We start from the raw sequence: 22,940 nt of genomic DNA, 5'->3' as shown, positions 1-22,940 counted from the left end.
TGAAAGCGTGCTCGTACTCGTCGCTCCCGGCCAGGGTGCCCAGGCCCCCGGCTTTCTGAACCCCTGGCTCGAACTCCCCGGTGTCGCCGACCGCCTCGCCGGTCTGTCCTCGACCGCCGGGCTCGACCTCGCCCACTACGGCACCAAGGCGGAGGCGGAGGAGATCCGCGACACCGCCGTCGCCCAGCCGCTGCTGGTCGCCGCCGGTCTGGTCGCCGCGGAGCAGCTGTTCGCCGACCCGGCCGCCGCGCGTTCCGCGCTGGGCGCCGTGGCCGGTCACAGCGTCGGCGAGATCACGGCGGCGGCCGTCGGCGGCGTGCTGAGCCCCGACGCGGCGATGACCTTCGTCCGCACCCGCAGTACCGCGATGGCCCAGGCCGCGGCCGTCACCGAGACCGGCATGTCGGCCGTGCTCGGCGGCGACCCGGAGGTGGTCGTCGCCCACCTGGAGAACCTCGGCCTCACCCCGGCGAACATCAACGGCGCCGGTCAGATCGTGGCGGCCGGCACGGCGAAGCAGCTCGCGGAGCTGACCTCGGACAAGCCGGAGAAGGCACGGGTCATCCCGCTGAAGGTGGCGGGCGCGTTCCACACCCACCACATGTCCCCCGCCGTGGCCGTGCTGGACGAGCTGGCGCAGACGCTGCGGGTCTCCGACCCGGCGCTGCCGTACGTGTCCAACACCGACGGCGCGGTCGTGTCCTCCGGCGCCGAGATCGTCTCCCGTCTGGTGTCGCAGGTGTCCAACCCGGTGCGCTGGGACCTGTGCATGGAGACCTTCAAGGAACTCGGCGTCACCGCGATCATCGAGCTGGTTCCGGGTGGCACTCTGGTGGGCCTGGCCAAGCGCGCGCTGCCCGGCGTCGCGACCCTGGCCCTGAAGACCCCGGACGACCTCGACGCCGCCCGCGCGATCGTGGCCGAGCACGGCACCCAGGAATAGGAGTCCCCGCAGACATGGCGAAGATCAGGCCCAGCAAGGGCTCCCCGTACGCGCGCATCATGGGCGTCGGCGGCTACCGGCCGACCCGGGTGGTGCCCAACGATGTGATCCTGGAGAGCATCGACTCCAGCGACGAGTGGATCCGCTCGCGCTCCGGCATCGCCTCCCGGCACTGGGCCGGCCCGGACGAGACGGTCGCCGAGATGTCGGTCATCGCGGCGGGCAAGGCCATCGCCGACGCCGGGATCTCGGCCGAGGACATCGGGGGCGTCATCGTCGCCACCGTCTCCCACTTCAAGCAGACCCCGGCCGTCGCGACCGAGATCGCGCACCGGATCGGCGCGGGCAAGCCGGCCGCGTTCGACATCTCGGCGGGCTGCGCCGGCTTCACCTACGCCGTGACCCTCGCCAAGGGCATGGTCACCGAGGGCAGCGCCAAGCACGTCCTGGTGATCGGTGTCGAGCGGCTGAGCGACCTGACCGACAAGACGGACCGCGCCACCGCCTTCCTCTTCGGCGACGGCGCCGGCGCCGTGATCATCGGCCCGGCCGACGAGCCCGAGATCGGCCCGACCGTGTGGGGCTCGGAGGGCGACAAGTCCGCCATCATCACCCAGACCGTGGCGTGGGACCGCTTCCATGTGGGCGACGTCTCGCAGCTGCCGGTGGACGAGAACGGCGAGCTGAAGTTCCCCGCGATCACCCAGGAGGGCCAGACCGTCTTCCGCTGGGCGGTCTTCGAGATGGCCAAGGTGGCCCAGGAGGCGCTGGACGCCGCCGGGATCACCGCGGACGACCTGGACGTGTTCATCCCGCACCAGGCCAACATGCGGATCATCGACTCGATGATCAAGGCGCTCAAGCTGCCGGAGCACGTCGCGGTCGCCCGTGACATCGAGACCACCGGCAACACCTCCGCCGCGTCGATCCCGCTCGCGATGGAGCGCCTGCTCGCCACCGGACAGGCGAAGAGCGGCGACACGGCCCTGATCATCGGTTTCGGGGCGGGGCTGGTCTACGCCGCCACGGTCGTTACCCTCCCCTAGTCAACACCCACGCGGCGCGCACTCCCGCCCGCCGCAGCCCGTAGTAACCAGCACGAAGAAGGAGAGCGCCGCCATGGCCACCCAGGAAGAGATCGTCGAGGGTCTCGCCGAGATCGTGAACGAGATCGCCGGCATCCCGACCGAGGACGTCCAGCTGGACAAGTCCTTCACCGACGACCTGGACGTCGACTCGCTGTCCATGGTCGAGGTCGTCGTCGCCGCCGAGGAGCGCTTCGAGGTCAAGATCCCGGACGACGACGTCAAGCAGCTCAAGACCGTCGGCGACGCCGTCGACTACATCCTCAAGGCCCAGGGCTGATCCTGAGCCACCCCTGGACGACGTGTCTGTCGCCCGCCCTTCTAGACGTGGAGAGACAATCCCTGTGAGCCCGACCAATCACACCGTGGTCGTCACCGGTATCGGCGCAACCACTCCGCTGGGCGGGGACAGCGCGTCGACCTGGGAGGGACTGATCGCCGGACGTTCCGGCGTCACCCCCCTCAAGCAGGACTGGGCCGCCGAGCTGTCGGTGCGCATCGCGGCGCAGATCGCCGTGGAACCGCTGGAGGTCCTGCCCCGCCCGGTCGCCCGCAAGCTCGACCGCTCGGCCCAGTTCGCGCTGATCGCCACCCGCGAGGCGTGGGCCGACGCCGGCTTCACCACCAGGGCCGGCGAGGACAGCTCGGTCGACCCCGACCGCCTGGGCGCGGTCATCGCCTCCGGCATCGGCGGCGTCACCACGCTGCTCGACCAGTACGACAACCTCAAGACGTCCGGCCCGCGCAAGGTGTCCCCGCACACCGTGCCGATGCTGATGCCCAACAGCCCCTCGGCCAACGTCGGCCTGGAGGTCAACGCCCGCGCCGGTGTGCACACCCCGGTCAGCGCCTGCGCCTCCGGCGCCGAGGCCGTCGGCTACGCGTACGAGATGATCCGCTCCGGCCGTGCCGATGTGGTCATCGCCGGCGGCACGGAAGCGGCCATCCACCCGCTGCCGATCGCGGCCTTCGCCAACATGATGGCGATGTCGAAGAACAACGACGACCCGGAGGGCGCCTCCCGCCCGTACGACAAGGGCCGCGACGGCTTCGTCCTCGGCGAGGGCGCGGGTGTCGTCGTCCTGGAGTCGGCCGAGCACGCCGCCAAGCGCGGTGCCCGGGTCTACGCCGAGGTGCTGGGCCAGGGCCTGTCGGCCGACGCCCACCACATCGCGCAGCCGGAGCCCACCGGCCGCGGCATCGCCGCCGCGCTGGAGCAGCTGATCGCCGCTACCGGCCTGGACCTGGCGCAGATCGCCCACCTCAACGCGCACGCGACGTCCACCCCGCAGGGTGACGTCGCCGAGGTCAAGGCGCTCCGCAAGGTGCTCGGCGACCACCTCGACCACGTGGCCATCTCCGCCACCAAGTCGATGACCGGTCACCTGCTGGGCGGCGCGGGCGGCATCGAGACGGTCGCCACCGTCCTCGCCCTGCACCACCGGATCGCCCCGCCGACGATCAACATCACGGAGCTGGACGACGAGATCGACCCCGGTCTGGTCTCCGGCGAGGCGCGGAAGCTGCCGGACGGCCCGATCGTGGCCGTCAACAACTCCTTCGGCTTCGGCGGCCACAACGTCGTCCTGGCCCTCAAGGCCTGAGCCGTACCGCACCCCTGAGGGCCGGTCAGCCGCGCGAGCGGCGACCGGCCCTCGGTCGTTGTTCCCGGATCAGGGGCAGCCGACGACCTGCCCGGCCCAGGACAGGCCGCCGCCGAAGCCCAGCAGGAGCACCGGGGCGCCGGAGGCCACTTCGCCGCGCTCGACGAGCTTGGAGAAGGCGAGCGGCACGGAGGCCGCCGAGGTGTTGCCGGAGTCCACGACGTCGCGGGCCACCACCGCCTGCGGGGCGCCCAACTGGCGGACGACGGCCTCGATGATCCGCAGATTGGCCTGGTGGGTCACGATGCCGCCGAGGTCGCCGACGGCGACACCGGCGCGCCGGCAGGCCTCCTCGGCGATCGGGGCGAGGGTCGTGGTGGCCCAGCGGAAGACCGTCTGGCCGTCCTGGGCGAAGCGGGGCTGCCAGGCGCCGGCCAGCCGTACGGCGTCGGCGCGGGTGGGGTCGGAGCCCCACACGACCGGGCCGACGCCGGGGAGCGCCCCGGGGGCGCCGTCGGTGGCGCTGACGACGGCCGCACCGGCTCCGTCGCCGAGCAGCACGCAGGTGCTGCGGTCGGTCCAGTCGGTGAGGTCGGACATCTTCTCGGCGCCGATGACCAGGGCGTGCCGTGCGGCACCGGCGCGCACGGAGTGGTCGGCGGCGGCGAGCGCGGTGGTGAAGCCCGCGCAGGCGTTGTTGAGGTCGTAGGAGGCGGGGGCCGTCATGCCGAGCCGGGCGGCGACCTGGGCGGCGGTGCTCGGGGAGCGGTCGACGGCGCTGGAGGTGGCCACCACGACCAGGTCGACGTCGGCGGGGTCCAGGCCCGCGGCGGCGAGCGCCTTGCCCGCCGCGGCGCTCGCCATGTCGGCGACCGTCTCGTCCTCGGCGGCGATGTGCCGGGTCGCGATGCCGGTGCGCTGCCGGATCCAGGCGTCGCTGGTGTCGACCATGGCGGCCAAGTCGTCGTTGGTGAGGACGCGTTGCGGCTGATGGTGGCCGAGGGCGGCGATGCGGGATGCAGTCATGCTCGAAACTATAGCGACCGATCGGTCGGACTCTAAATGGCGAGGGGTGGCTACGATGGCCCCATGAGCCCACGCAAGTCCGCCGCCGAGGCACGCCACACCCGCGAGCGGATCATCGAGCGCAGCGTCGCGGTCGCCTCCGTGGAAGGTCTCGAGGGCCTCACGATCGGCCGGCTCGCGACCGATCTCGGGATCAGCAAGTCCGGGCTGCTGGGTCACTTCGGTACCAAGGAGGCCCTGCAGATCGCCGCCCTGCGGCGGGCCTCCGAGATCTTCACCCGCGCCGTGTGGGTGCCCGCCGCCGGAGCCGCTCCCGGGCTGACCCGGCTGACCGCGATCTGCGAGGCCTGGGTGACCTATCTGGACCGCGAGCGGGAGGCCTTCCCGGGCGGGTGCCTGTTCACCGCCTCCGCCGTGGAGTTCGACGGCCGCGAGGGGCCGGTGCGGGACGCGGTCGCGCGGCTGTACACCGTCTGGCGGCGCCGGCTGACCCGGGACATCAGGGCCGCCGTGGAACTCGGCGAACTGCCGCCCGGCACCGACCCCGAGCAACTGGTCTTCGAGCTGAACGGGATCTACTTCGCCCTCAACCACTCCGTCCAGCTCTTCGGGGACCGGACCGCCCCCGACCGCGCCCGGCGTGCGCTGCGGCGCGTGCTGCGCTGACGGATCAGCCCTTCGGGGGGATTGGCCCGGAGCCCCGGATGGGAGTGCGCGGGGCCGCGCACCATCTTGACCATGAGCATCTGGCTGAGGGGGGCCGGCCTGACGGCGGCCGCGGCGCTGGTGGTGCTGGGGCCGGGAGCGGCCGGGGGGACGGCGTACGCGCATGATCCACCGGGCCCGCCGGGCCCGCCCGTGATCCGGTTCCTGCCGGACGGCAGCGTGCGGGTCGAGACCGGCGGCGGTGCCGTGCGGGTGGAGACCGGCAACGGCGAGACCCGGGCCCGGGTCTCGCACGGCGGGGACACCGTGGACGCGCGTACCGGCGACGGCGGTTCGTCGGCGACCGTCCGGCGGCGGCACTGCCCCGCGTACGAGTCGACGGTGAACGCCCGGACCGGCAGCGGCGGTTCACGGGGCTCGGTGTCCTGGCGGCACCCGTGCGGAGCGCCGCCGCGGCCGACACCCGCCCCCGCCCGCCCGGTACGCCGCGCACCGGCCCCGGCGCCCACCCCCACCCCCACGCCGACTCCCACACCGACCCCGACACCGACTCCCACGCCGACCCCCACCCCGACGCATCGCGCGGAACTCCCGCCGGTCGCCTACCGCAAGGCGAGCCCGCCGCCCGCGCCCGAGGGACCGAGCCTGGTCCATCTCATGCTGCTGGTCACCGCGCCCGCGGTCCTGTCCGCCGCCGCGCTCAAGCCCCGCTCCCAAGCCCGCTCACAGAGGTGATCGATGTCGGACTGGCTCGTCCTGGCCATCGCGATGGCCGCGGCCTGCGCGGTCGTCCTGACCATCGTGGCCATCAACCACCGTCGCCTCGGAGACGACGACGACCCCTCGGAAACCCCCGACGTCATCGAGTACATGACGATGATGATCGGCGTGGTGTACGCCATCGTCCTCGGGCTGGCCATCGCCGGCGTGTGGGAGGCGCGCGGCGGCGCCGAGGACACCCTGCACCGCGAGACCCAGGCCCTGCACGAGGTGCGCCAGCGGGTCCAGGTCTACCCGGCCGACGTCCGCGACCAGGTGCGCGACGACGTGGACGCGTACGTCTCGTACGTCGCGCACACCGAGCTGCCGTACATGCTCGCGCACGGCGAGAACACCCGCCGCGGCTCCGAGCTGCTGGACAAGGTGCGCCGCGACGTGACCGGCTTCGAGCCGCGCACCCCGCTGGCCAACCAGGCGTACCAGCCGATCGTCGACCAGGTCGCGGCCGCCGACGACGCCCGCACCGCGCGCGGCGACAACGCCGGGCCGACCATGCCGGGCGTGGTCTGGTTCGGCCTGGTCGTCGGCGCCCTCGTCGCGGTGGGACTGATCTTCAGCCTGCAGATCCGGCGCTCCCGGCGCGAACTGCTCCTCGCCGGGCTCTACAGCGCCCTGATCGCCTTCCTGCTCTTCCTCATCTGGGACCTCGACGCGCCGTTCGGCCGGGACGCCGCCGAGGCGGCGGCGTCCTTCACCGGCCTCTTCCCGCACCTCGGGTGAGCTACGTGTCGAAGCTCGCGAAGTACGAGGCCGCCATGTCCTCCGCGCCGTGGCCCAGCTCGGACGCGCGGCGGAAGCGCTCGGCGCCGGCGGCGGCCACGTCGAGCCGGACCCCCACGGACTCCCCCGCCTCCACGATCAGGCGGGCGTCCTTCTCCGCGGTGTCCACGGCGAAGCTCGGGCTGAAGTCGCCGCGCAGGATCGCCGCGCCCTTCGCCTGCAGGTAGCCCATGTCCAGGGCGCCCCCGGACACCGCCTGGAGGAAGTCGGAGGCGTCCACGCCGAGGCCCTTGGCGAGCGCCAGGGCCTCGGCGGCGCCGTTGGTGACGGTCAGCACCCAGCTGTTGATCACCAGCTTCAGCCGGCTGGCCGCGCCCTCGGCGGCGTCCTCCCCGACCCACACGGTGCGGCTGCCGATGGCGTCGAAGACCGGCGCCACGGCCCCGCGGGCCTCCTGCGGCCCCGCGGAGAGCACCAGGAGCTGCCCGCTCTCGGCGGGCTGCCGGGTGCCCAGCACGGGCGCGTCGAGGAAGACGATCCCGTGCTCGCGCGCGAACCGTGCGAACGCCCCGAGGGCGCCCACGCCCGCGGTGGTGCACTGCGCCCACACCGCGCCCCGCCGCAGCGACGGCGCCGCCTGCCGCATGGTGTCGAGGACGGAGTCGCCGTCGTGGAGGATGGTCAGCACCACGTCGGCGCCGTCCACCGCCTCCCCGGGGGTGTCGGCGACGCGCGCGCCGTCCTCGCCGAGCGGCTCGGCCTTCTCCTTCGTGCGGTTCCACACGCGGACGTCGAGCCCTGCCCTGACGAGGTTGCGGGCCATCGCGGCACCCATGATCCCGGTGCCCAGAACTGCTGCTGAGGTGGTGTCGGACATGACGCCACCGTACGACGGACCAATCCGAATCGCTCGCGGCGCCGAATGCCGGACGGGACACTTGTCGCGACACACGGAATCGAACGCTGGAGGTGTGGTGAGGGAACCGCTGCGGTTCGGCAGGCCCGCACGGCAGGGGCCGGACCTCTCGGAGCTGCTGCTCGCCGTCGCGCGCGGCGACCAGGAGGCCTTCGCCCGGCTGTACGACGCCGTGAGCGGACCGGTGCTCGGCATGGTGCGCGGCGTGCTCAGGGACCCCGCCCAGTCCGAGGAGGTGACGCAGGAGGTGCTGGTGGAGGTGTGGCGCACCGCCGCCCGTTTCCGGCCGGAGAAGGGCAGCGCGATGACCTGGGTGATGACCCTGGCCCACCGCAGGGCGGTGGACCGCGTTCGGTCGGCCACCGCGGCCGCGGACCGTGAACACAAGGCGGCGCTGCTGGAACGCACCCCCGCCTACGACGACGTCACCGAGCAGGTCGAGGCACGGCTGGAGGCGGAGCAAGTGCGGCGCTGCATGCGCACCCTGACCGAGGTACAGCACCAGTCGGTGACGCTCGCCTACTACCGGGGACTGACGTACCGGGAGGTCGCCGAGCTGCTGTCGCTGCCGCTGGGCACCGTCAAGACGCGGCTCCGGGACGGCCTGATCCGGCTGCGCGACTGCCTGGGGGTGACCGCGTGAGCACCGAGGCCGAGCTGCACACCCTCACCGGCGCCTACTCCGTCGACGCGCTGACGCGGCACGAGCGCGCGGAGTTCGAACGCCACCTCGCGGAGTGCGAGGCCTGCGCGCTGGAAGTGCGCGAACTGGGAGCGACCGCCGCCCGCCTCGGGCTGGCCGCGGCCGAGCCCGTCCCGCCCCGTATGAAGGACGACGTCATGCGGCTCATCGCCAACGTGCGGCAGGAGCCGCCGTCGGTGCCCGAGCCGCCGCGCGCCACCGCCCGCGCGACGCGCCGCCGCGCCGGGCAGCCCGGGCGGCGCCGTGTGCGCTTCGCCCTCGCGGCCTGCCTCGCCGCGGCGGCTGCGCTGGGCGGGGTCACCGTCTGGCAGCAGCAACAACTCGGCGACCTGCGCGAGGAGAACCGGCAAACCCAGGCCCAGGCCGAGCAGATCTCGCGCGTACTGGCGGCTCCGGACGCCGTCACGACCTCCGCGAAACTCTCGGGGGACGCCAGCGGCACGGTCGTCGTCTCCCGCGGCCAGAACCGGGCGGTCTTCTTCGCCCACGGCATGCCGGCGCTCGGCGGGGGCCGGGTCTACCAGCTCTGGTACGCGGACGGCGGCAGGATGCGCTCCGCGGGCCTCATGCCGAAGCCGTCCGGCGGCGACACGACGCAGGCCGTCCTCCTGCAGGGCTCCGTCGACGGCGCCTCCGGCATGGGCATCACCGTCGAGCCGGCGGGCGGCTCCTCGCAGCCGACCTCCGACCCCCTGGCCCTGATGGACTTCCCGGCGTAGGCGCGGCGCGGGCGGCGCCCGAGGGAGTACGGGGGCGGTCGCGGCGGCATGGCACTCCACGCCCCGCACCGTCGCCCCCGCACCGTCGCCCCTGCCCGCGGCCGGGGCGGCACCGGGAGGAGGCATGCCGGCCGAAGCCGGGGAAGTCCGCCCTGGGCCGGGGAAGTCGGCCCCGGGCGGCACCGCGGCGCGCGAGGGCCCGGTGCCGCCACACACCGGCCGCCCGGGCGAACGCCCGACTCACACGGCCTCGCCTGCCACTGCCCTGCGGCAGGGCACCCCGGCCGGGCGCCCGGGTGGCTCACGCCGCAGGGGTCGGCGCTGCGGAAACACCCGGGGACCCGGCCCACCACTCGTATCGGCATCACCGCGCGGCAACACCGGGAGGAGGCTGCCCGGCCGAAAGCACGAGAAGCCCAGGGGCCCGGCCACCCGGAGCCTGCGGTGGCAACGCCGCCCCGAGGCGGCGATACCGCCACGTGGCCGCTCGGCGGCCATGGCTCCCGCCCGGGCAACGCCCGGCGGCACGGGCGCGTGTCCCGCGATCCGCGGACGCGGAACGCGGCGGGGCGCCTCCAGCGCCCGCGGGAGGCGGCGCCATAGGCTCGCCGGACGGGCCCGCCGCGGATGCCGGCCAGGAGGAGGGGAGCGCCGGACGTGACGACGACGTCGATCTGCCTGTTCACCGCGGATCTGCGGCTGCACGACAACCCGGTGCTGCGCGCCGCCCTCGACTCCGCCGAGCGGGTCGTCCCCCTGTTCGTGCTGGACGAGGCCATCGAGGCCGCGGGATTCGCCGCCCCGAACCGTGCCGCGTTCCTCGCCGGCTGCCTGGCCGACCTGGACTCCCGGCTGCGGAAGCGCGGCGGACGGCTGATCGTCCGCCGCGGGGACGTGGTCCGCGAGACGTGCCGGGTCGCGGAGGAGACCGGCGCCGGGCAGGTGCACATCGCCGCGGGGGTGAGCCGGTACGCCGCGCGGCGCGAGGAGCGGCTGCGCGAGGCGCTGGCCGGGGCGGGCCGCGAACTGCGGGTGCACGACGCCGTGCTGACCGCGGTGCCGCCCGGCGAGGTGACCCCGGCCGGCAAGGACAGCTTCGGGGTGTTCACGCCGTACTTCCGGCGCTGGGCGACCGCCGATCTGCGCGACCCGCTGGGCGCCCCGCGCACGGTCCGCGTACCGGACGGCGTGGCGTCCCGGCCGCTGCCGGAGGCGCCGAAGGGCACGTCCCCCGGGCTGCCCCGGGGCGGGGAGACCGCGGCCCGCGAACGCTGGCACGCCTGGCGGGCCTCCGGGCTCGCCGCGTACGAGGACCGCCACGACGACCTGGCGGGCGACGCCACCTCACGCCTGTCGCCGTATCTGCACTTCGGCTGCCTGTCGGCCACCGAGCTGGTCCGGCAGGCCCGCGAGGCCGGCGGGCCCGGCGCCGATGCCTTCGTACGCCAGGTCGCCTGGCGCGACTTCCACCACCAGGTGCTCGCCGCCCGCCCCGACGCCGCGTCCCGGGACCTGCGGCCGCGCGGCGACCGCTGGCGGGGGGACGGCCCGGAGGCCGCCGCCTGGCGGGAGGGCCGCACCGGCTACCCGGTGATCGACGCGGCGATGCGCCAGTTGCGGCACGAGGGCTGGATGCACAACCGGGCACGGCTGCTGGCCGCGAGCTTCCTGACCAAGACGCTGTACGTGGACTGGCGGATCGGCGCCGCCCACTTCCTGGAACTGCTGGTGGACGGCGACGTGGCCAACAACCAGCTGAACTGGCAGTGGGTGGCCGGCACCGGCACCGACACCCGCCCCAACCGGGTGCTCAACCCCCTGGTGCAGGCGCGCCGTTTCGACCCGGACGGCGCCTACGTGCGCCGCTGGGTGCCGGAACTGGCGGAGGTGGGGGGCGGCGCCGTGCACCGCCCCTGGCGCCTCCCCGAGCACGAGCGGGCCGCACTGGACTACCCCGCCCCGCTCGTCGACCTCGACGAGGCCCTCGCCCGCTTCCGCGCCGCCCGCGGGAAATAGCCCGCCCCGGGACGTCACCGCCCGCTCGGAGGGCATCGTCCGGGGCCTGCCCGGACACCCCCGAACGGCTCTCCACGGCAGGGGCCCGCCGCGCCCGGGCCGCCCACCCCGACGCGCGGTCGTCCCGCCTCCGCGGCAGGCGGCATCCATGCCCCACCCACAGGGAGGCTCCCCAACCGGCCACCTCTACGGTGTACTCCCGGCCGCCCCCGAACGGCTCTCCGCAGCTGGGGGCTCACCCGCTGCCGCGGCGGCCGCGGCACACCACCCGGTCCAACGGACGTCGCCCATGCCCGCCGGGACCGGCACTCGGCTCAGCGCCGCAGCCGCCCTCGCCCGCCCGCCGCCGTCGGCAACCGCTCACGCGCCGGCCCGCTGCCGCGGCGGCCGCGGCACACCACCCGGTCCAACGGACGTCGCCCACGCCCGCCCGGGACCGGCACTCGACTAAGCGCCGCAGCCACCCCCGCCCGCCCGGCCACCGCACACCGCCCGCCGCCGTCGGCAACCGCTCACCCCGGGGAGGCGCCGGCCCGCTTCCGCGGCGGCCGCGGGAGGAAACCGCTGGTCCGCGACGCGTAGTCGGCCCACCCCGGGCGGTCGGCCATGTGCCGTTCCAGCAGCGCCTTCCCGCTGCCCCGGGTCAGCAGGTACGACATCGCCAGCGGGGACACCACCGAGACCGCGGCGGCCTGCCAGGCGTCGCAGGCCACCGCGAACAGCCCCCACCAGACGCAGAAGTCGCCGAAGTAGTTGGGGTGCCGGGTCCAGCTCCACAGCCCGCGGTCCATGATGCGGCCCCGGTTCCGCGGATCGGCCTTGAACCGGGCCAGCTGGTGGTCGCCGACGGCCTCGAAGAGTACTCCGGTGACCCAGAGCAGGACGCCCACCGCGGCCGCCGGGCCGAGGGGGCCGGGGATGTACGAGGCGGCCTGCACGGGCAGCGAGACGATCAGGACGAGGGCGCCCTGCAGCAGGTACACGGCGCGGAGGGCGTAGGCGGCCCGGCTGCCCCGGGCCTTGGCCAGGTAGGCCTCGTAACGGGGATCCTCGCCGTGGCCGCGGCCGCGGCGGGCGATGTGGACGGCCAGCCGCAGGCCCCACACGGCGGTCAGCCCGAGCACCAGGCCGCGACGGGCCGGGTCGCCGTACCCGGCGGACATGCCGTACGCGGAGGCGGCGACCGCGGTGAAGGCCACGCCCCAGGCGACGTCGACGTACCGGTGCCTGCCGCGGGACACGGCGAAGACGAAGGTGGCGAGCATGACGGCGAGCGCGGCCCCGGCCGCCACCGCGGCGCCCGTCCCGAACGCGGCCCAGGGGAAGCCGCTCATCGCGTCACCATCCCTCGTACCAGGCGGCCTGCGTCCCGGCCGTGCCGCTGCCGCCGTCCGCCGAGGGCCGGACGGCGAGGATCTGGTCGACGCCCATGCGCCGCTCGGCGAAGGCCAGCGCCCCGCCCGCGAGGTACAGCCGCCACACGCGGGCGGTCTCCTCGCCCGCCAGGAGGACGACGTCGGACCAGCGCCGCTCCAGGGTGGCCGACCAGGCCCGCACGGTGCGGACGTAGTGCTCGCGCAGCGACTCCACGGCCCGCACCTCCAGCCCCGCGTTCTCCAGCAGCGCCACGGTGCGGCCGAGCGGGCGCATGTGCATGTCGGGGGCGATGTACGTCTCGATGAAGGCGCCGCCGCCGGGCGCCACCCGTCCGCGGGACATCTGCTGCACCAGCGCCCTGCCCTGCGGGCGCAGCATGCGGTGGATCGTGGCCGCGAACCGCGGGTAGTGCTCGTCGCCGACGTGCTCGCCCATCTCTATCGCGGTCACCGCCTCGTAGCCGCCGCTGCCGTCCAGGTCGCGGTAGTCGCGCAGTTCGACGGTGACGTACTCCTCCAGGCCGTGTTCGCGGATCCGGTCCCGTACGAAGTCCCGCTGGGCGGAGGAGAGCGTGACGGCGTGCACCTGCGCCCGGTGGGTCCGCGCGGCATACAGGGAGAGCGCGCCCCAGCCGCAGCCGATGTCGAGCAGCCGCGTGCCGGGGCGCAGACCGAGCTTGCGGCAGATGAGTTCGAGTTTGTCGCGCTGGGCCTCGGCGAGGCCGTAGGCCGGGTCGTCGTGGCGGGTCCAGTAGGCGCAGGAGTAGGCCATGGAGGGGTCGAGGAGGAGTTCGTAGAAGTCGTTGGACAGGTCGTAGTGATGGCTGATGGCGGCCCGGTCGCGGCCCTTGCTGTGGAGGGATCCGTTCAGCCTGGCCCGCCCGCGCGGGGCGGGCGGGCGGGGGCCGACGGCGCCGAGCCGCACCGCGGCGCCGGCGGCGCGCAGGCGGTCGCCGGCGGTGAGCCGGGGCGGGCGCAGCCGGTCCTCGCGCACCGCGTGCCACAGGGCGCGCAGGCCCTCGCCGAGATCGCCGCGCACATCGATGTCGCCGGTGATGTACGCCTCGGCCAGGCCGAGTTCGCCGGGCTGCCACAGGAGTCTTCGCAGCGCGCGACGGGAGCGCAGGACGACCACGGGGGCGTCGCGCGGCCCGGCGGTACTGCCGTCCCAGGCCCGCAGCCGTACCGGCAGCGGACCGCCGGTGAACTCCTCCAGCAGCGGGGCGAGGGTGTCCGCGACGCCCTTCACCGGGCGGTCTCCGGCCGGGTCAGCCGCAGTTGGCACACGTCGAGGTAGCCCGAGCGGAAGCCGGCCTCGGAGTAGGCGAGGTAGAGCGTCCACATCCGCCGGAAGGTCTCGTCGAACCCCAGGGCCGCGACCTCGTCGGCGCGTTCGGTGAAGCGCTCGCGCCAGAGCCGCAGCGTCTCGGCGTAGTGCGGGCCGAAGCCGTCGCAGGAGGTGACGCGGAGCGCCGTGTGCTCCTCCAGGGTCCGCTCGATCGCCTCCAGGGAGGGGATGAGGCCGCCGGGGAAGACGTACTTCTGGATCCAGGTGTGGGTGTCGCGGGTGGCGAGCATGCGCTCGTCCGGCATGGTGATCGCCTGGAGCGCGACCTTGCCGCCGGGTGCGAGCAGCCGGTCCAGCGCGGTGAAGTAGACCGGCCAGTACTCGGCGCCGACGGCCTCGATCATCTCGACGCTGACGATCGCGTCGTAACTCCCGGTGACCTGGCGGTAGTCGCGCAACTCCACGGTGGCCCGGTCCTGCTGCCCGGCTGCGGCGATGCGGGCCGTGGCGAGCCCGCGCTGCTCCTCGGAGAGGGTGACTGAGACGACCTCGGCGCCGCGGCGGGCGGCGCGTACGGCCAGCTCGCCCCAGCCGGTGCCGATCTCCAGCAGCCGGGTGCCCTCCCCGACGCCCGCCAGGTCGAGCAGCCGGTCGATCTTGCGGTGCTGGGCGGCGGCCAGTTGGGCCCGGCGCGCGGGGAAACCGCGGAAGACGGCCGAGGAGTAGGTCAGGGTCTCGTCGAGGAAGAGGGCGAAGAGCTCGTTGGACAGGTCGTAGTGGGCGTGGATGTTCCGGCGGGCACCGTCGAGGGTGTTGCGCCCTCCGCGGGGCTGCCGGTGCGCCCACAGGGCACGCAGCCGCTGCAGCGGCCGGGGCACCAGTTCGGTGACGTGCCCCGCCAGCACGGTCAGGACGGCCGTCGGGTCGGGCGCGTCCCATTCGCCGGCCATGTAGGACTCGCCGAAGCCGATGAGGCCGTGGACGCCGACGCGGCGGTGGAAGGCCTCCGGATCGGCGATCTCGATCAGGGGCCCGCCCGTGCCGAGGACCGGGCCGCCCTCGCCGAGGCGGCAGCGCAGCGGGAGCCCGCTCAGGGCGCGCCGCACGACGGCCCCGGCGACCGCCGCGCGCAGGCGTGAGCAGCGCGGTACGGCGGCGACGTCCGGCCAGCGGCGCGGGTCCACGCCGGCGGCGGGGGCGGGAGAGGGGGCGGAGAGGGGGACGGACGTGGTGGACATGGTCACTCGAAACCCTCCTGAGGCGCGTGGACGGGGCGGGGCTGCACGGGCAGTCCGCACAGCAGCAGCCGGATGCCGTGCCGGCGGATGCCGGCCGACACCGAGGCCGTGGACCAGGGGTGACGAACGGCGGCGCGCAGCAGGCCCGGTGCGGTGGCCGGGCGCCGCTCACCGCGAACGGTGGCGGTGAACGGGGTGCCGCCGCCGGGGCGTTCCAGGTGGACGGTGAGGTGGAGCCGGTCGTGCGGCTCGGGCAGCCGCATGCGGTAGGCGCCGTCGACGGGGAAGAACGGGGAGACGTAGAAGTCCTTGGCGGTGCGGGCGGTGTCGCCTTCGTCGGTACGCAGCAGATAGGCGTGCCGTTCCCCGTAGGTGTTGTGGACCTCGGCGACGACGCAGACGAGGGCGCCGTCGGGGTCGTGGCACCAGAACAGGGTCAGCGGGTTGAAGACATGGCCGAGGACCCGGGCGTGACCGAGCATCCGGACCGGGCCGCCGCGCAGGTCCACGCCCCGGGCCGCGAGATAGGCGTCGAGGCCGGCCCGTACGGTCGGGTGCCGCCCGCCGAAGTGGTCGCGGGGGTCGAACCGGGCGAGGGGGCGCAGCGGCGCGGGGAGCCGTGGCGGCCGGGCGGGGTCGGTCAGCCACAGGTAGGTGCGGTGGGTGAAGGCGTGCCGGACGGGGCGGGTGCGAACATGGGTGATCGTGCACTCGTACAGGGCGGGCACCTGGGGCGGAGCGCCGGCGGGGGTCACCATCGGGCCCCCAGGTGCCGGGCGGCCTCGGCGCCGGATCGGCAGCCGTCCTCGTGGAAGCCCCAGCCGTGGTAGGCCCCGGCGTAGGCGGTGACGGGCGTGGCGAGGGAGGGCAGCAGCCGCCGGGCGGCGAGCGACTCGGGGGTGTAGACGGGGTGTTCGTACACCATGCGGGCGAGCACCCGGTCCGGGTCGACGCGTTCCTCGTCGCCGAGGGTGACGACATAGCGCTCGGGCGTGTCCAGCCGCTGCAGCCGGTTCATGTCGTAGCTGACGCGGACCCCGCCGGGGTCGGGGGCGCAGCTGGGCATCAGGTAGTTCCAGGAGGCGCGGGCGCCGGGACTGCGGGGCAGCACCGAGGTGTCGGTGTGCAGCAGCGTCGGGTTGCGGGAGTACGGGATGGCCCCCAGCACCCGGCGCTCCGCCGCCGTGGGGTCGGCGAGCAGGGCCAGCGCCTGGTCGGGGTGGGTGGCGACGACCACCGCGTCGTACGCCTCGGTCTCCCCGTCGGCGGTGACGATCTCGGCGCCGTCGGCGTGCCGCCGCAGGGCTCGCACGGGGGTGGCGGTGCGGATCGCGGTCAGCCGCTTGACGATCCGCTCGACGTAGACGCGCGAGCCGCCGGTGACGGTCCTCCAGGTGGGCGAGCCGCTCACGGCGAGCATGCCGTGGTGGTCGAGGAACCGGAAGAGGTACACCGCCGGGTAGTGGGCCGCCGACCGCGGCGAGCAGGACCACACGCAGGCCACCAGCGGGGTCGTGAAGTGGGCGGTGAAGTACGCCGAGAACCCCGCCGCGCGGAGGAACTCCCCCAGCGTGGTGGTGTCGTCGGAACCGCCCTCGGCGAGCAGCCGCCGGGCCAGACGGTGGAAACGGGGCACTTCGGCCAGCATACGCAGATAGGCGGGGCGCAGCGCGTTGCGCGGCTGCGCGAAGATCCCGGCCGGGCCGCGCGCGCCCGCGTACTCCAGGCCGCAGCCTTCGCAGCGGACGGACATGCTCATCTCCGACTCCTGCGTGGGGACGCCGAGTTCGGCGAAGATCCGCAGCAGGGTGGGGTAGGTGCGCTCGTTGTGGACGATGAAGCCGCTGTCGACGCCGGTCACCCGGCCGTCGCGGGAGGGCATGTCGTGCGTGTGGGCGTGTCCGCCGAGCCGGTCGTCGGCCTCGAACAGCGCTACGTCGCAGTGGCGTTGCAGCAGGTAGGCGGCGGTGAGCCCGGCCACGCCGCTGCCCACGACGGCCACCCTTCGCCTTGCGTCGGTCACGTCCCGTCCTTTCGTCGAGGATCCTCTCCCTGCCGGTGATTCGGAGCCCTCCGCACGGCGGATTGGTCCCTCCGGCAATCCGCCGCGCGGGCGGCCGCGAATCATGGGTGGAGGCACGTGGCGGGCGTCGCCGCGAGGGGCGGTCGATAATGACGGAGAGCGCACGAGAGAGGCGGTCCGATGACGTACGGTGACGAGGTGGGCGGCGGGCCGCGTCCGGCGCTGGTCCCGTACACGCTGCCCGAGCGGCCCCGCGCCGCCGTCCTGGTGCTGCACGGCGGCCGCGCGGAGGGCCTGGAGCCGCCGCCGCGGTGGAATCTGCCGGGGGCCAGGATGCGTCCCTTCGTCCGCGCCATCGGCCGGGCCACCGCCGGGCACGGGGTGGCACTGGCCGGGGTCCGCTACCGGCACCGCGGCTGGAACGGCGACCGGGAGGACGCCGCGCGGGACGCCCTGCGCGCGCTGGACGCCCTGCGGCAGCGCGCCGGCGAGGTGCCCGTCGTGCTGGTCGGGCACTCGATGGGCGGTCGCGCCGCGCTGCGCGTGGCCGGGCATCCGCTGGTGGGCGCGGTCGTGGGCCTGGCGCCGTGGTGCCCGGCCGACGAGCCGGTGGGGCATCTCGTGGGCCGCCGCCTGGTGCTGCTGCACGGCGACCGGGACCGGGTCACCGACCCGGCGGGCTCGCTGACCCTGGCCGCCCGGGCGCGGGCGGCCGGTGCCCTGGCCTGCCATCTGGTCGTCCCGGGCGGCGACCACGCGATGCTGCGCGGGGCCGGGACCTGGCACGCCCTGACGGCACGTCTGGTGGCCGGACTGCTGCGGCTGGGGCCGCTGCCGCCGGAGGTCGCGGGGGCCCTGGCGGCCCCGGAAGCGGAGGAACCGTGATCAGCCCCACCCGCCCCACGACGGCGCCCGGCGGCCGCCTCGACCGCGCGGACGGGATCGCCCGCGTCCTGACGGCCACCCGGCCCGGCATCCCGCGCACCGCGCGGCGCGACCGGACCCCCGTCCCGCTCGGCATCACCCTGCCGACCCTGGCGGCCCTGGCGGGCCCGCCGCGCGCCCTGCCGCCGCAGCCGGCGTGCGGCCCCTCCACCCCCGGCACGGGGGGCCCGCGATGAGCCTCACCTGCCTGGTGACCGGCGCCACCGGGTACATCGGCGGCCGGCTCGTCCCCGAACTGCTCGAGGCCGGCCACCGGGTGCGCTGCCTGGCCCGTACGCCCGGCAAGCTGCGCGACCACCCGTGGGCGGGCGAGGTGGAGGTCGTCAGGGGAGACGTCACCGACCCGGAGTCGGTGGCGGCGGCGATGGAGGGCGTGGACGTCGCCTACTACCTCGTCCACGCCCTGGGGACCGGGCGGGACTTCGAGCGGACCGACCGGGAGGCCGCGGAGGTCTTCGGGTCCCGGGCGCGGGCCGCCGGCGTGGGGCGCATCGTGTACCTGGGCGGCCTGACCCCGGCCGGGGTGCCCGAGCGGGAGCTGTCGCCGCACCTGCGCTCGCGTGCCGAGGTGGGCCGGGTGCTGCTCGCCTCCGGCGTGCCGACTGCGGCGCTGCGGGCGGCGGTGATCATCGGCTCGGGTTCGGCCTCCTTCGAGATGCTGCGCTACCTCACCGAACGGCTGCCGGTGATGGTCACCCCGCGCTGGGTGGGCACCCGGATCCAGCCGATCGCCGTACGCGACGTGCTGCGCTACCTCGTCGGCTGCGCCGCGCTGCCGCCGGAGGTGAGCCGGCCCTTCGACATCGGCGGCCCGGACGTGCTCACGTACCGGGACATGATGCTGAAGTACGCCGAGGTGGCGGGGCTGCCGCACCGTCTGATCCTGCCGGTTCCGGTGCTGACGCCGCGGCTGTCGAGCCACTGGGTGGGGCTGGTGACCCCGGTGCCGGCGGGCATCGCGCGGCCGCTGACGGAGTCGCTGCGGCACGAGGTGGTCTGCCACGACCGCGACATCGCGCGGTGGGTGCCGGACCCGCCCGAGGGCATGATCGGCGTCGAGCGTGCCCTGCGGCTGGCGCTGCAGCGCATCCGGGACGCCAACGTGGCCACCCGCTGGTCCTCCGCCGCGCTGCCGGGGGCGCCCAGCGACCCGCTGCCCACCGACCCGGACTGGGCGGGCGGCAGCCTGTACACCGACCGCCGGGCGCGCGTCGTGGACGCTTCGCCCGAGGCGTTGTGGAAGGTCATCGAGGGCATCGGCGGAGACAACGGCTGGTACTCGTTCCCGCCGGCCTGGGCCGTGCGCGGCTGGCTGGACCGTTTCGTGGGCGGGGTGGGGCTGCGCCGCGGGCGGCGGGACGCGGCGCATCTGCGGGCGGGCGACTCGCTGGACTTCTGGCGGGTGGAGGAGATCGAGCCGGGCCGGCTGCTGCGGCTGCGCGCCGAGATGCGGCTGCCGGGCCTGGCCTGGCTGGAGCTGACGGCCGGGCGGGACGGGCAGGGGCGCACGGTCTACCGGCAGCGCGCGCTGTTCCACCCGCACGGCCTGGCCGGGCACGCGTACTGGTGGAGCGTCTCCCCGTTCCACTCCCTGGTCTTCGGCGGCATGGCGCGGAACATAGCCGCCGCGGCCGGGAAGGGCGCGGCGGGGCCGTAGCGGCCCGGCCCCGGGGCCCGGAGTTCCCGGGGGACCTCAGTCCGGGACGGTGCCGCGCAGGGCGGTCAGCTCGTCGTTCATCGCGGTCAGGAAGCGCATCACGACGGTCAGTTCGTCCTCGGTGAAACGGGAGCGCGCCGCGTCGGTGCTGTGCGCGAGCGGCCGGAAGAACTCCCGCGCCACCTCCTTCCCCCGTGGCGCGTAGTGCAGATGGACGACGCGGCGGTCGGCGGCGTCGCGGGTGCGGCGGATGTGGCCGGCGCGCTCCAGCCGGTCCAGGCAGGCGGTGACGGCACCGGAGGTCAGATTGAGGCGCTCGCGCAGCAGACCGGGAGTCATGGCGCCGCCGCGGCCGTCGCCGTCCAGGATCGCCACCAGCGCCTCCACGTCGGTGTGGTGCAGCTTCTGGCTCTGCGCGAAGTCCTGCGCGACGCGGTTGAACTCGCTGTTCATCCGGCGCAGCTGCACGGCGAAGGCCTGCAGCCCGGTCGGGGACTCGTCCTGGAGGTTGTCGGGCACTCTCCCATCCTAAATAATCTCGACCATTAAGATAATCAATCACTGAGATATCCCGGTCCGGGGACCGTCCCGGGACCGCATTCCGCAGGAGAGAGCGATGACATCCGTGCCGCGCGCCGTCCGATGGCTGCTGCCAGTGGTGATGCTGGTCGCCTGGCTGGGCGTCGGGGGGACCCTCGGCCCGTACGCGGGCAGGCTCGGCGAGGTCTCCACCAACGACCAGGCGGCGTTCCTGCCGCGCAGCGCCGAGTCGACCAAGGCCGTCGCCGAGCGGACGGCCTTCAGCCGGAACGGGACCGTACCGGCGATCGTCGTCTGGACCGCCGACCGCGGCCGCGTGACCGACGCCCAGCAGCAGGCCGCCACGGCCGCGCTGGCCTCCCTCTCCGGCACCGAGGGGGTGGCCGGGCGCCCCTCCCCCGCGGTGCGCTCCGAGGACGGCCGGGCCCTGCAGGGCGTCGTGCAACTCCGCCCCGACCTCGGCCGGGACGTCGGGGACGCCGTCGGCCGGATCGAGGACACCGCGGGCCGGGTCGGCGGCACGACCGCCCGGGTCGCCGGGCCCGCGGCCTCGCAGGCCGACCTGGGCGAGGCCTTCGCGGGCATCGACGGCCTGCTGCTGTTCACCGCGCTCGGCGTGGTGCTCGCGATCCTGCTGCTGGTCTACCGGGCCCTGCTGCTGCCCCTGGTCATCATCGTCGGCTCGGTCTTCTCGCTCGGCCTGGCCTGCGGCGTGGTGTACGTGCTGGCCGACCACGGCGTCGTGCGGGTGGACGGCCAGGTCCAGGGCATCCTGTCGATCCTGGTCATCGGCGCGGCCACCGACTACGCCCTGCTGCTCGCGGCCCGCTTCCGGGAGGAACTCGCGGTTCGCGGCGACCGGTTCGCGGCGATGCGCGCCGCGCTGCGCCGCTCGGCCGGGGCGATCGTGGCGAGCGCGGCCACCGTGGCCCTCGGCCTGCTCGCCCTGCTGGCCAGCGACCTCACCAACAACCGGGCCCTGGGCCCGGTCGGCGCCGTCGGGATCGTCTGCGCCGTCGCGAGCAGTCTGACCTTCCTGCCCGCGGCGCTGCTGCTGCTCGGCAGGTCCGCCTACTGGCCCGCCCGGCCGCGGGAGAAGCGCCCGGAGGGGGAGGGCGTGTGGCGGCGGATCGCGGCTCTCGTGGACCGCGCGCCGCGCCGCGTCTGGGCCGCCGGCCTGGCGCTGCTGGCGGCCTGTGCCGCCTTCTCCCCCACGCTGACCGCCCGGGGTGTGCCGCTGGACGAGATCTTCGTCCACGAGGCCCCCTCGGTGGCCGCGCAGCGCGTCCTCGGCGAGCACTTCCCCGGCGGTTCGGGGAACCCCGCGGTGGTCATCGCGGCGGCCGAGCGGCTCGACCCGGTCACCCGGGCCGCGGCCGGCACCGCCGGCGTCGACTCCGTCGCCCCGCTCACCGCATCCGGCCGGCCCGGCGGGGGCGAGCCGCTCGTCGCCGGCGGCCGGGTCCTGCTGGAGGTGACGCTGAAGGATGCCGCCGACAGCGACGCCGCGAAGGGGACGGTGCAGCGGCTGCGCACGGCCGTGCACGCGGTGCCCGGCGCGGAGGCGGTGGTCGGCGGCTACACGGCCCAGCAGGTGGACACCCAGCGGACCGCGGAGCGCGACCGGACCCTCGTCGTCCCGGTCGTCCTCGCGATCATCCTGGTGATCCTGGCGGCCCTGCTGCGCAGCCTGCTGCTGCCACTGCTCATGGTCGCCACCGTGGCGCTCAACTTCGCCGCCACCCTGGGCGTGTCGGCACTGGTCTTCCGCCATGCGTTCGGGTTCTCGGCGACGGACGCCTCGGTGCCGCTCTACGGCTTCGTGTTCCTGGTCGCCCTGGGGGTGGACTACAACATCTTCCTGATGACGCGGGTCCGGGAGGAGACACTGCGGCACGGCACACGGCAGGGCGTGCTGCGGGGGCTGACCGCCACCGGAGGGGTGATCACCTCGGCGGGCGTGGTGCTCGCCGCGACCTTCGCGGCGCTCGGCGTGATCCCGCTGGCCTTCCTGGTGCAGATCGCCTTCATCGTCGCCTTCGGGGTGCTGCTGGACACCCTGCTGGTGCGCTCGTTCCTGCTGCCCGCGCTGGTGCGGGACATCGGCCCGCGGGTGTGGTGGCCGGGCGCCGCGGCACGCGCGGCCGACGAGCCGTCACCGCCGCACGGCGCGGTGGAGCCGGGGCGGGTGGCGGAGCGTCAGACGACCTGATGCAGCCAGCGGACGGGGGCGCCCTCACCCGCGTAGCGGAAGGGCTCCAGCTCGTCGTCCCAGGGCTTGCCGAGCAGCTTGGCGACTTCCGTCTCCAGGTCGGCCTCGCCCTTGCGGGCGCGGGCGAGCGCGGCGCGCAGCCGGTCCTCGGGGATCAGGATGTCCCCGTGGATGCCCGTGACGGCATGGAAGATGCCGAGTTCGGGGGTGCTGCTGTAACGCTCCCCCTCGGCGGTCGAGCAGGGCTCCGCCGTCACCTCGAAGCGCAGCAGGTGCCAGCCGCGCAGCGCGGACGCCAGCTTGGAGGCGGTGCCGGGTTCTCCCTGCCAGGAGAATTCGGCCCGCCAGGTGCCCGGAGAGGCGGGCTGGCGGATCCAGTCCAGGTTCACGCGCACGCCGAGCACGCCCGCGACGGCCCACTCAACGTGCGGGCAGAGCGCGCGCGGCGCGGAGTGCACATACAGAACTCCACGTGTCGTCACC

General features: G+C 74.8%; 23 protein-coding genes. 14 read left to right on the top strand and 9 right to left on the bottom strand.

From position 1 onward, the window contains the following. Window positions 1-7 precede the first annotated feature (7 nt). The 4 genes from AB0F62_RS17740 (at window position 8) to fabF (ending at window position 3,632) form a co-directional block, all read left to right on the top strand. Window positions 8-943, top strand: coding sequence for an ACP S-malonyltransferase (locus AB0F62_RS17740; protein ID WP_361799079.1), 936 nt, complete (start codon window positions 8-10; stop codon window positions 941-943). A gap of 14 nt (window positions 944-957) precedes the next feature. Further along, window positions 958-1,989 carry a ketoacyl-ACP synthase III gene (locus tag AB0F62_RS17735; protein WP_361799076.1) on the top strand — a complete coding sequence of 344 codons (1,032 nt, stop codon included), beginning with the start codon at window positions 958-960 and terminating at the stop codon, window positions 1,987-1,989. Between the two features lie 73 nt (window positions 1,990-2,062). Beyond that, window positions 2,063-2,308: an acyl carrier protein gene (locus tag AB0F62_RS17730; RefSeq protein WP_326576364.1), complete on the top strand. Its 246-nt coding sequence runs from the start codon at window positions 2,063-2,065 to the stop codon at window positions 2,306-2,308. 64 nt (window positions 2,309-2,372) lie between these two features. Continuing rightward, the gene (fabF, locus tag AB0F62_RS17725) at window positions 2,373-3,632 is read left to right on the top strand and encodes a beta-ketoacyl-ACP synthase II (protein ID WP_361799072.1); all 1,260 of its coding nucleotides are present in this window, start codon (window positions 2,373-2,375) and stop codon (window positions 3,630-3,632) included. 69 nt (window positions 3,633-3,701) lie between these two features. Here fabF and AB0F62_RS17720 read toward each other — a convergent pair whose 3' ends face one another. Next, on the bottom strand, window positions 3,702-4,658 hold the full coding sequence (locus AB0F62_RS17720; protein WP_361799069.1) for a beta-ketoacyl-ACP synthase III: 957 nt from the start codon (window positions 4,656-4,658) through the stop codon (window positions 3,702-3,704). A gap of 63 nt (window positions 4,659-4,721) precedes the next feature. On the opposite strand from AB0F62_RS17720, the gene AB0F62_RS17715 reads away from it, so the two are divergent. The 3 genes from AB0F62_RS17715 to AB0F62_RS17705 all read left to right on the top strand — a co-directional run bounded on the left by AB0F62_RS17715 (window position 4,722) and on the right by AB0F62_RS17705 (window position 6,824). Beyond that, a complete protein-coding gene (locus AB0F62_RS17715; RefSeq protein WP_361799066.1) occupies window positions 4,722-5,324 on the top strand; it encodes a TetR/AcrR family transcriptional regulator in 603 nt (200 codons plus the stop codon). A gap of 72 nt (window positions 5,325-5,396) precedes the next feature. Next, the gene (locus AB0F62_RS17710) at window positions 5,397-6,059 is read left to right on the top strand and encodes a hypothetical protein (RefSeq protein WP_361799063.1); all 663 of its coding nucleotides are present in this window, start codon (window positions 5,397-5,399) and stop codon (window positions 6,057-6,059) included. A 3-nt stretch (window positions 6,060-6,062) separates the two neighbouring features. Then, window positions 6,063-6,824: a hypothetical protein gene (locus tag AB0F62_RS17705; RefSeq protein ID WP_361799060.1), complete on the top strand. Its 762-nt coding sequence runs from the start codon at window positions 6,063-6,065 to the stop codon at window positions 6,822-6,824. Between the two features lies 1 nt (window position 6,825). On the opposite strand, the gene AB0F62_RS17700 is transcribed toward AB0F62_RS17705, so the two are convergent. Further along, window positions 6,826-7,701 carry an NAD(P)-dependent oxidoreductase gene (locus AB0F62_RS17700; RefSeq protein WP_361799057.1) on the bottom strand — a complete coding sequence of 292 codons (876 nt, stop codon included), beginning with the start codon at window positions 7,699-7,701 and terminating at the stop codon, window positions 6,826-6,828. Window positions 7,702-7,798: 97 nt separating this feature from the next. Between AB0F62_RS17700 and AB0F62_RS17695 the strand changes: the two genes are divergently transcribed. From AB0F62_RS17695 to AB0F62_RS17685, 3 genes are all read left to right on the top strand, one after another. After that, window positions 7,799-8,383, top strand: coding sequence for a sigma-70 family RNA polymerase sigma factor (locus AB0F62_RS17695; RefSeq protein ID WP_361799125.1), 585 nt, complete (start codon window positions 7,799-7,801; stop codon window positions 8,381-8,383). After that, window positions 8,380-9,162, top strand: coding sequence for an anti-sigma factor (locus tag AB0F62_RS17690; protein WP_361799054.1), 783 nt, complete (start codon window positions 8,380-8,382; stop codon window positions 9,160-9,162). Before AB0F62_RS17695 ends, AB0F62_RS17690 begins: the two co-directional genes overlap by 4 nt. Before the next feature lie 657 nt (window positions 9,163-9,819). Next, complete coding sequence (locus tag AB0F62_RS17685) at window positions 9,820-11,178, top strand: deoxyribodipyrimidine photo-lyase (RefSeq protein WP_361799051.1); 1,359 nt, start codon at window positions 9,820-9,822, stop codon at window positions 11,176-11,178. Window positions 11,179-11,690: 512 nt separating this feature from the next. Here the strand turns inward: AB0F62_RS17685 and AB0F62_RS17680 are convergent. The 5 genes from AB0F62_RS17680 to AB0F62_RS17660 are packed head-to-tail and all read right to left on the bottom strand — an operon-like array spanning window position 11,691 to window position 17,103. Beyond that, window positions 11,691-12,512 carry a DUF1295 domain-containing protein gene (locus AB0F62_RS17680; RefSeq protein WP_361799048.1) on the bottom strand — a complete coding sequence of 274 codons (822 nt, stop codon included), beginning with the start codon at window positions 12,510-12,512 and terminating at the stop codon, window positions 11,691-11,693. A 4-nt stretch (window positions 12,513-12,516) separates the two neighbouring features. Then, a complete protein-coding gene (locus AB0F62_RS17675) occupies window positions 12,517-13,803 on the bottom strand; it encodes a cyclopropane-fatty-acyl-phospholipid synthase family protein (protein ID WP_361799045.1) in 1,287 nt (428 codons plus the stop codon). Then, window positions 13,800-15,080 (bottom strand): cyclopropane-fatty-acyl-phospholipid synthase family protein, encoded by a 1,281-nt coding sequence (locus tag AB0F62_RS17670; protein ID WP_361799042.1) that lies wholly within the window; start codon window positions 15,078-15,080, stop codon window positions 13,800-13,802. The genes AB0F62_RS17675 and AB0F62_RS17670 overlap by 4 nt, the downstream gene beginning before the upstream one ends. Before the next feature lie 2 nt (window positions 15,081-15,082). Then, the gene (locus AB0F62_RS17665) at window positions 15,083-15,838 is read right to left on the bottom strand and encodes a DUF1365 domain-containing protein (protein ID WP_361799039.1); all 756 of its coding nucleotides are present in this window, start codon (window positions 15,836-15,838) and stop codon (window positions 15,083-15,085) included. Then, on the bottom strand, window positions 15,832-17,103 hold the full coding sequence (locus AB0F62_RS17660) for an FAD-dependent oxidoreductase (protein WP_361799036.1): 1,272 nt from the start codon (window positions 17,101-17,103) through the stop codon (window positions 15,832-15,834). The genes AB0F62_RS17665 and AB0F62_RS17660 overlap by 7 nt, the downstream gene beginning before the upstream one ends. Window positions 17,104-17,283: 180 nt before the next feature. Between AB0F62_RS17660 and AB0F62_RS17655 the strand changes: the two genes are divergently transcribed. Genes AB0F62_RS17655 through AB0F62_RS17645 form a run of 3 tightly spaced genes read left to right on the top strand, consistent with a single transcriptional unit; the run spans window position 17,284 to window position 19,705 of the window. Then, complete coding sequence (locus AB0F62_RS17655) at window positions 17,284-17,988, top strand: alpha/beta hydrolase (protein ID WP_361799033.1); 705 nt, start codon at window positions 17,284-17,286, stop codon at window positions 17,986-17,988. After that, on the top strand, window positions 17,985-18,224 hold the full coding sequence (locus AB0F62_RS17650) for a hypothetical protein (RefSeq protein ID WP_361799030.1): 240 nt from the start codon (window positions 17,985-17,987) through the stop codon (window positions 18,222-18,224). The genes AB0F62_RS17655 and AB0F62_RS17650 overlap by 4 nt, the downstream gene beginning before the upstream one ends. Next, window positions 18,221-19,705, top strand: a complete 1,485-nt coding sequence (locus AB0F62_RS17645) for an SDR family oxidoreductase (protein WP_361799027.1) — start codon at window positions 18,221-18,223, stop codon at window positions 19,703-19,705. The genes AB0F62_RS17650 and AB0F62_RS17645 overlap by 4 nt, the downstream gene beginning before the upstream one ends. A gap of 36 nt (window positions 19,706-19,741) precedes the next feature. Here the strand turns inward: AB0F62_RS17645 and AB0F62_RS17640 are convergent, their stop codons facing one another. After that, the gene (locus tag AB0F62_RS17640; protein WP_361799122.1) at window positions 19,742-20,158 is read right to left on the bottom strand and encodes a MarR family transcriptional regulator; all 417 of its coding nucleotides are present in this window, start codon (window positions 20,156-20,158) and stop codon (window positions 19,742-19,744) included. Window positions 20,159-20,321: 163 nt separating this feature from the next. Between AB0F62_RS17640 and AB0F62_RS17635 the strand changes: the two genes are divergently transcribed. Next, window positions 20,322-22,457 carry an MMPL family transporter gene (locus AB0F62_RS17635; protein WP_361799024.1) on the top strand — a complete coding sequence of 712 codons (2,136 nt, stop codon included), beginning with the start codon at window positions 20,322-20,324 and terminating at the stop codon, window positions 22,455-22,457. Here the strand turns inward: AB0F62_RS17635 and AB0F62_RS17630 are convergent. Next, window positions 22,445-22,939, bottom strand: a complete 495-nt coding sequence (locus tag AB0F62_RS17630) for a DUF3145 domain-containing protein (RefSeq protein WP_361799021.1) — start codon at window positions 22,937-22,939, stop codon at window positions 22,445-22,447. The two genes, AB0F62_RS17635 and AB0F62_RS17630, sit on opposite strands and share 13 nt — an antisense overlap. Between the last annotated feature and the right edge of the window lies 1 nt (window position 22,940).

Origin of the sequence: Streptomyces sp. NPDC026673, assembly GCF_040638135.1 — a bacterium.
GTDB lineage: Bacteria > Actinomycetota > Actinomycetes > Streptomycetales > Streptomycetaceae > Actinacidiphila.
The sequence above is the reverse complement of the archived record's forward strand: the minus strand, read 5'-3'. Positions and strand labels throughout refer to the sequence as shown.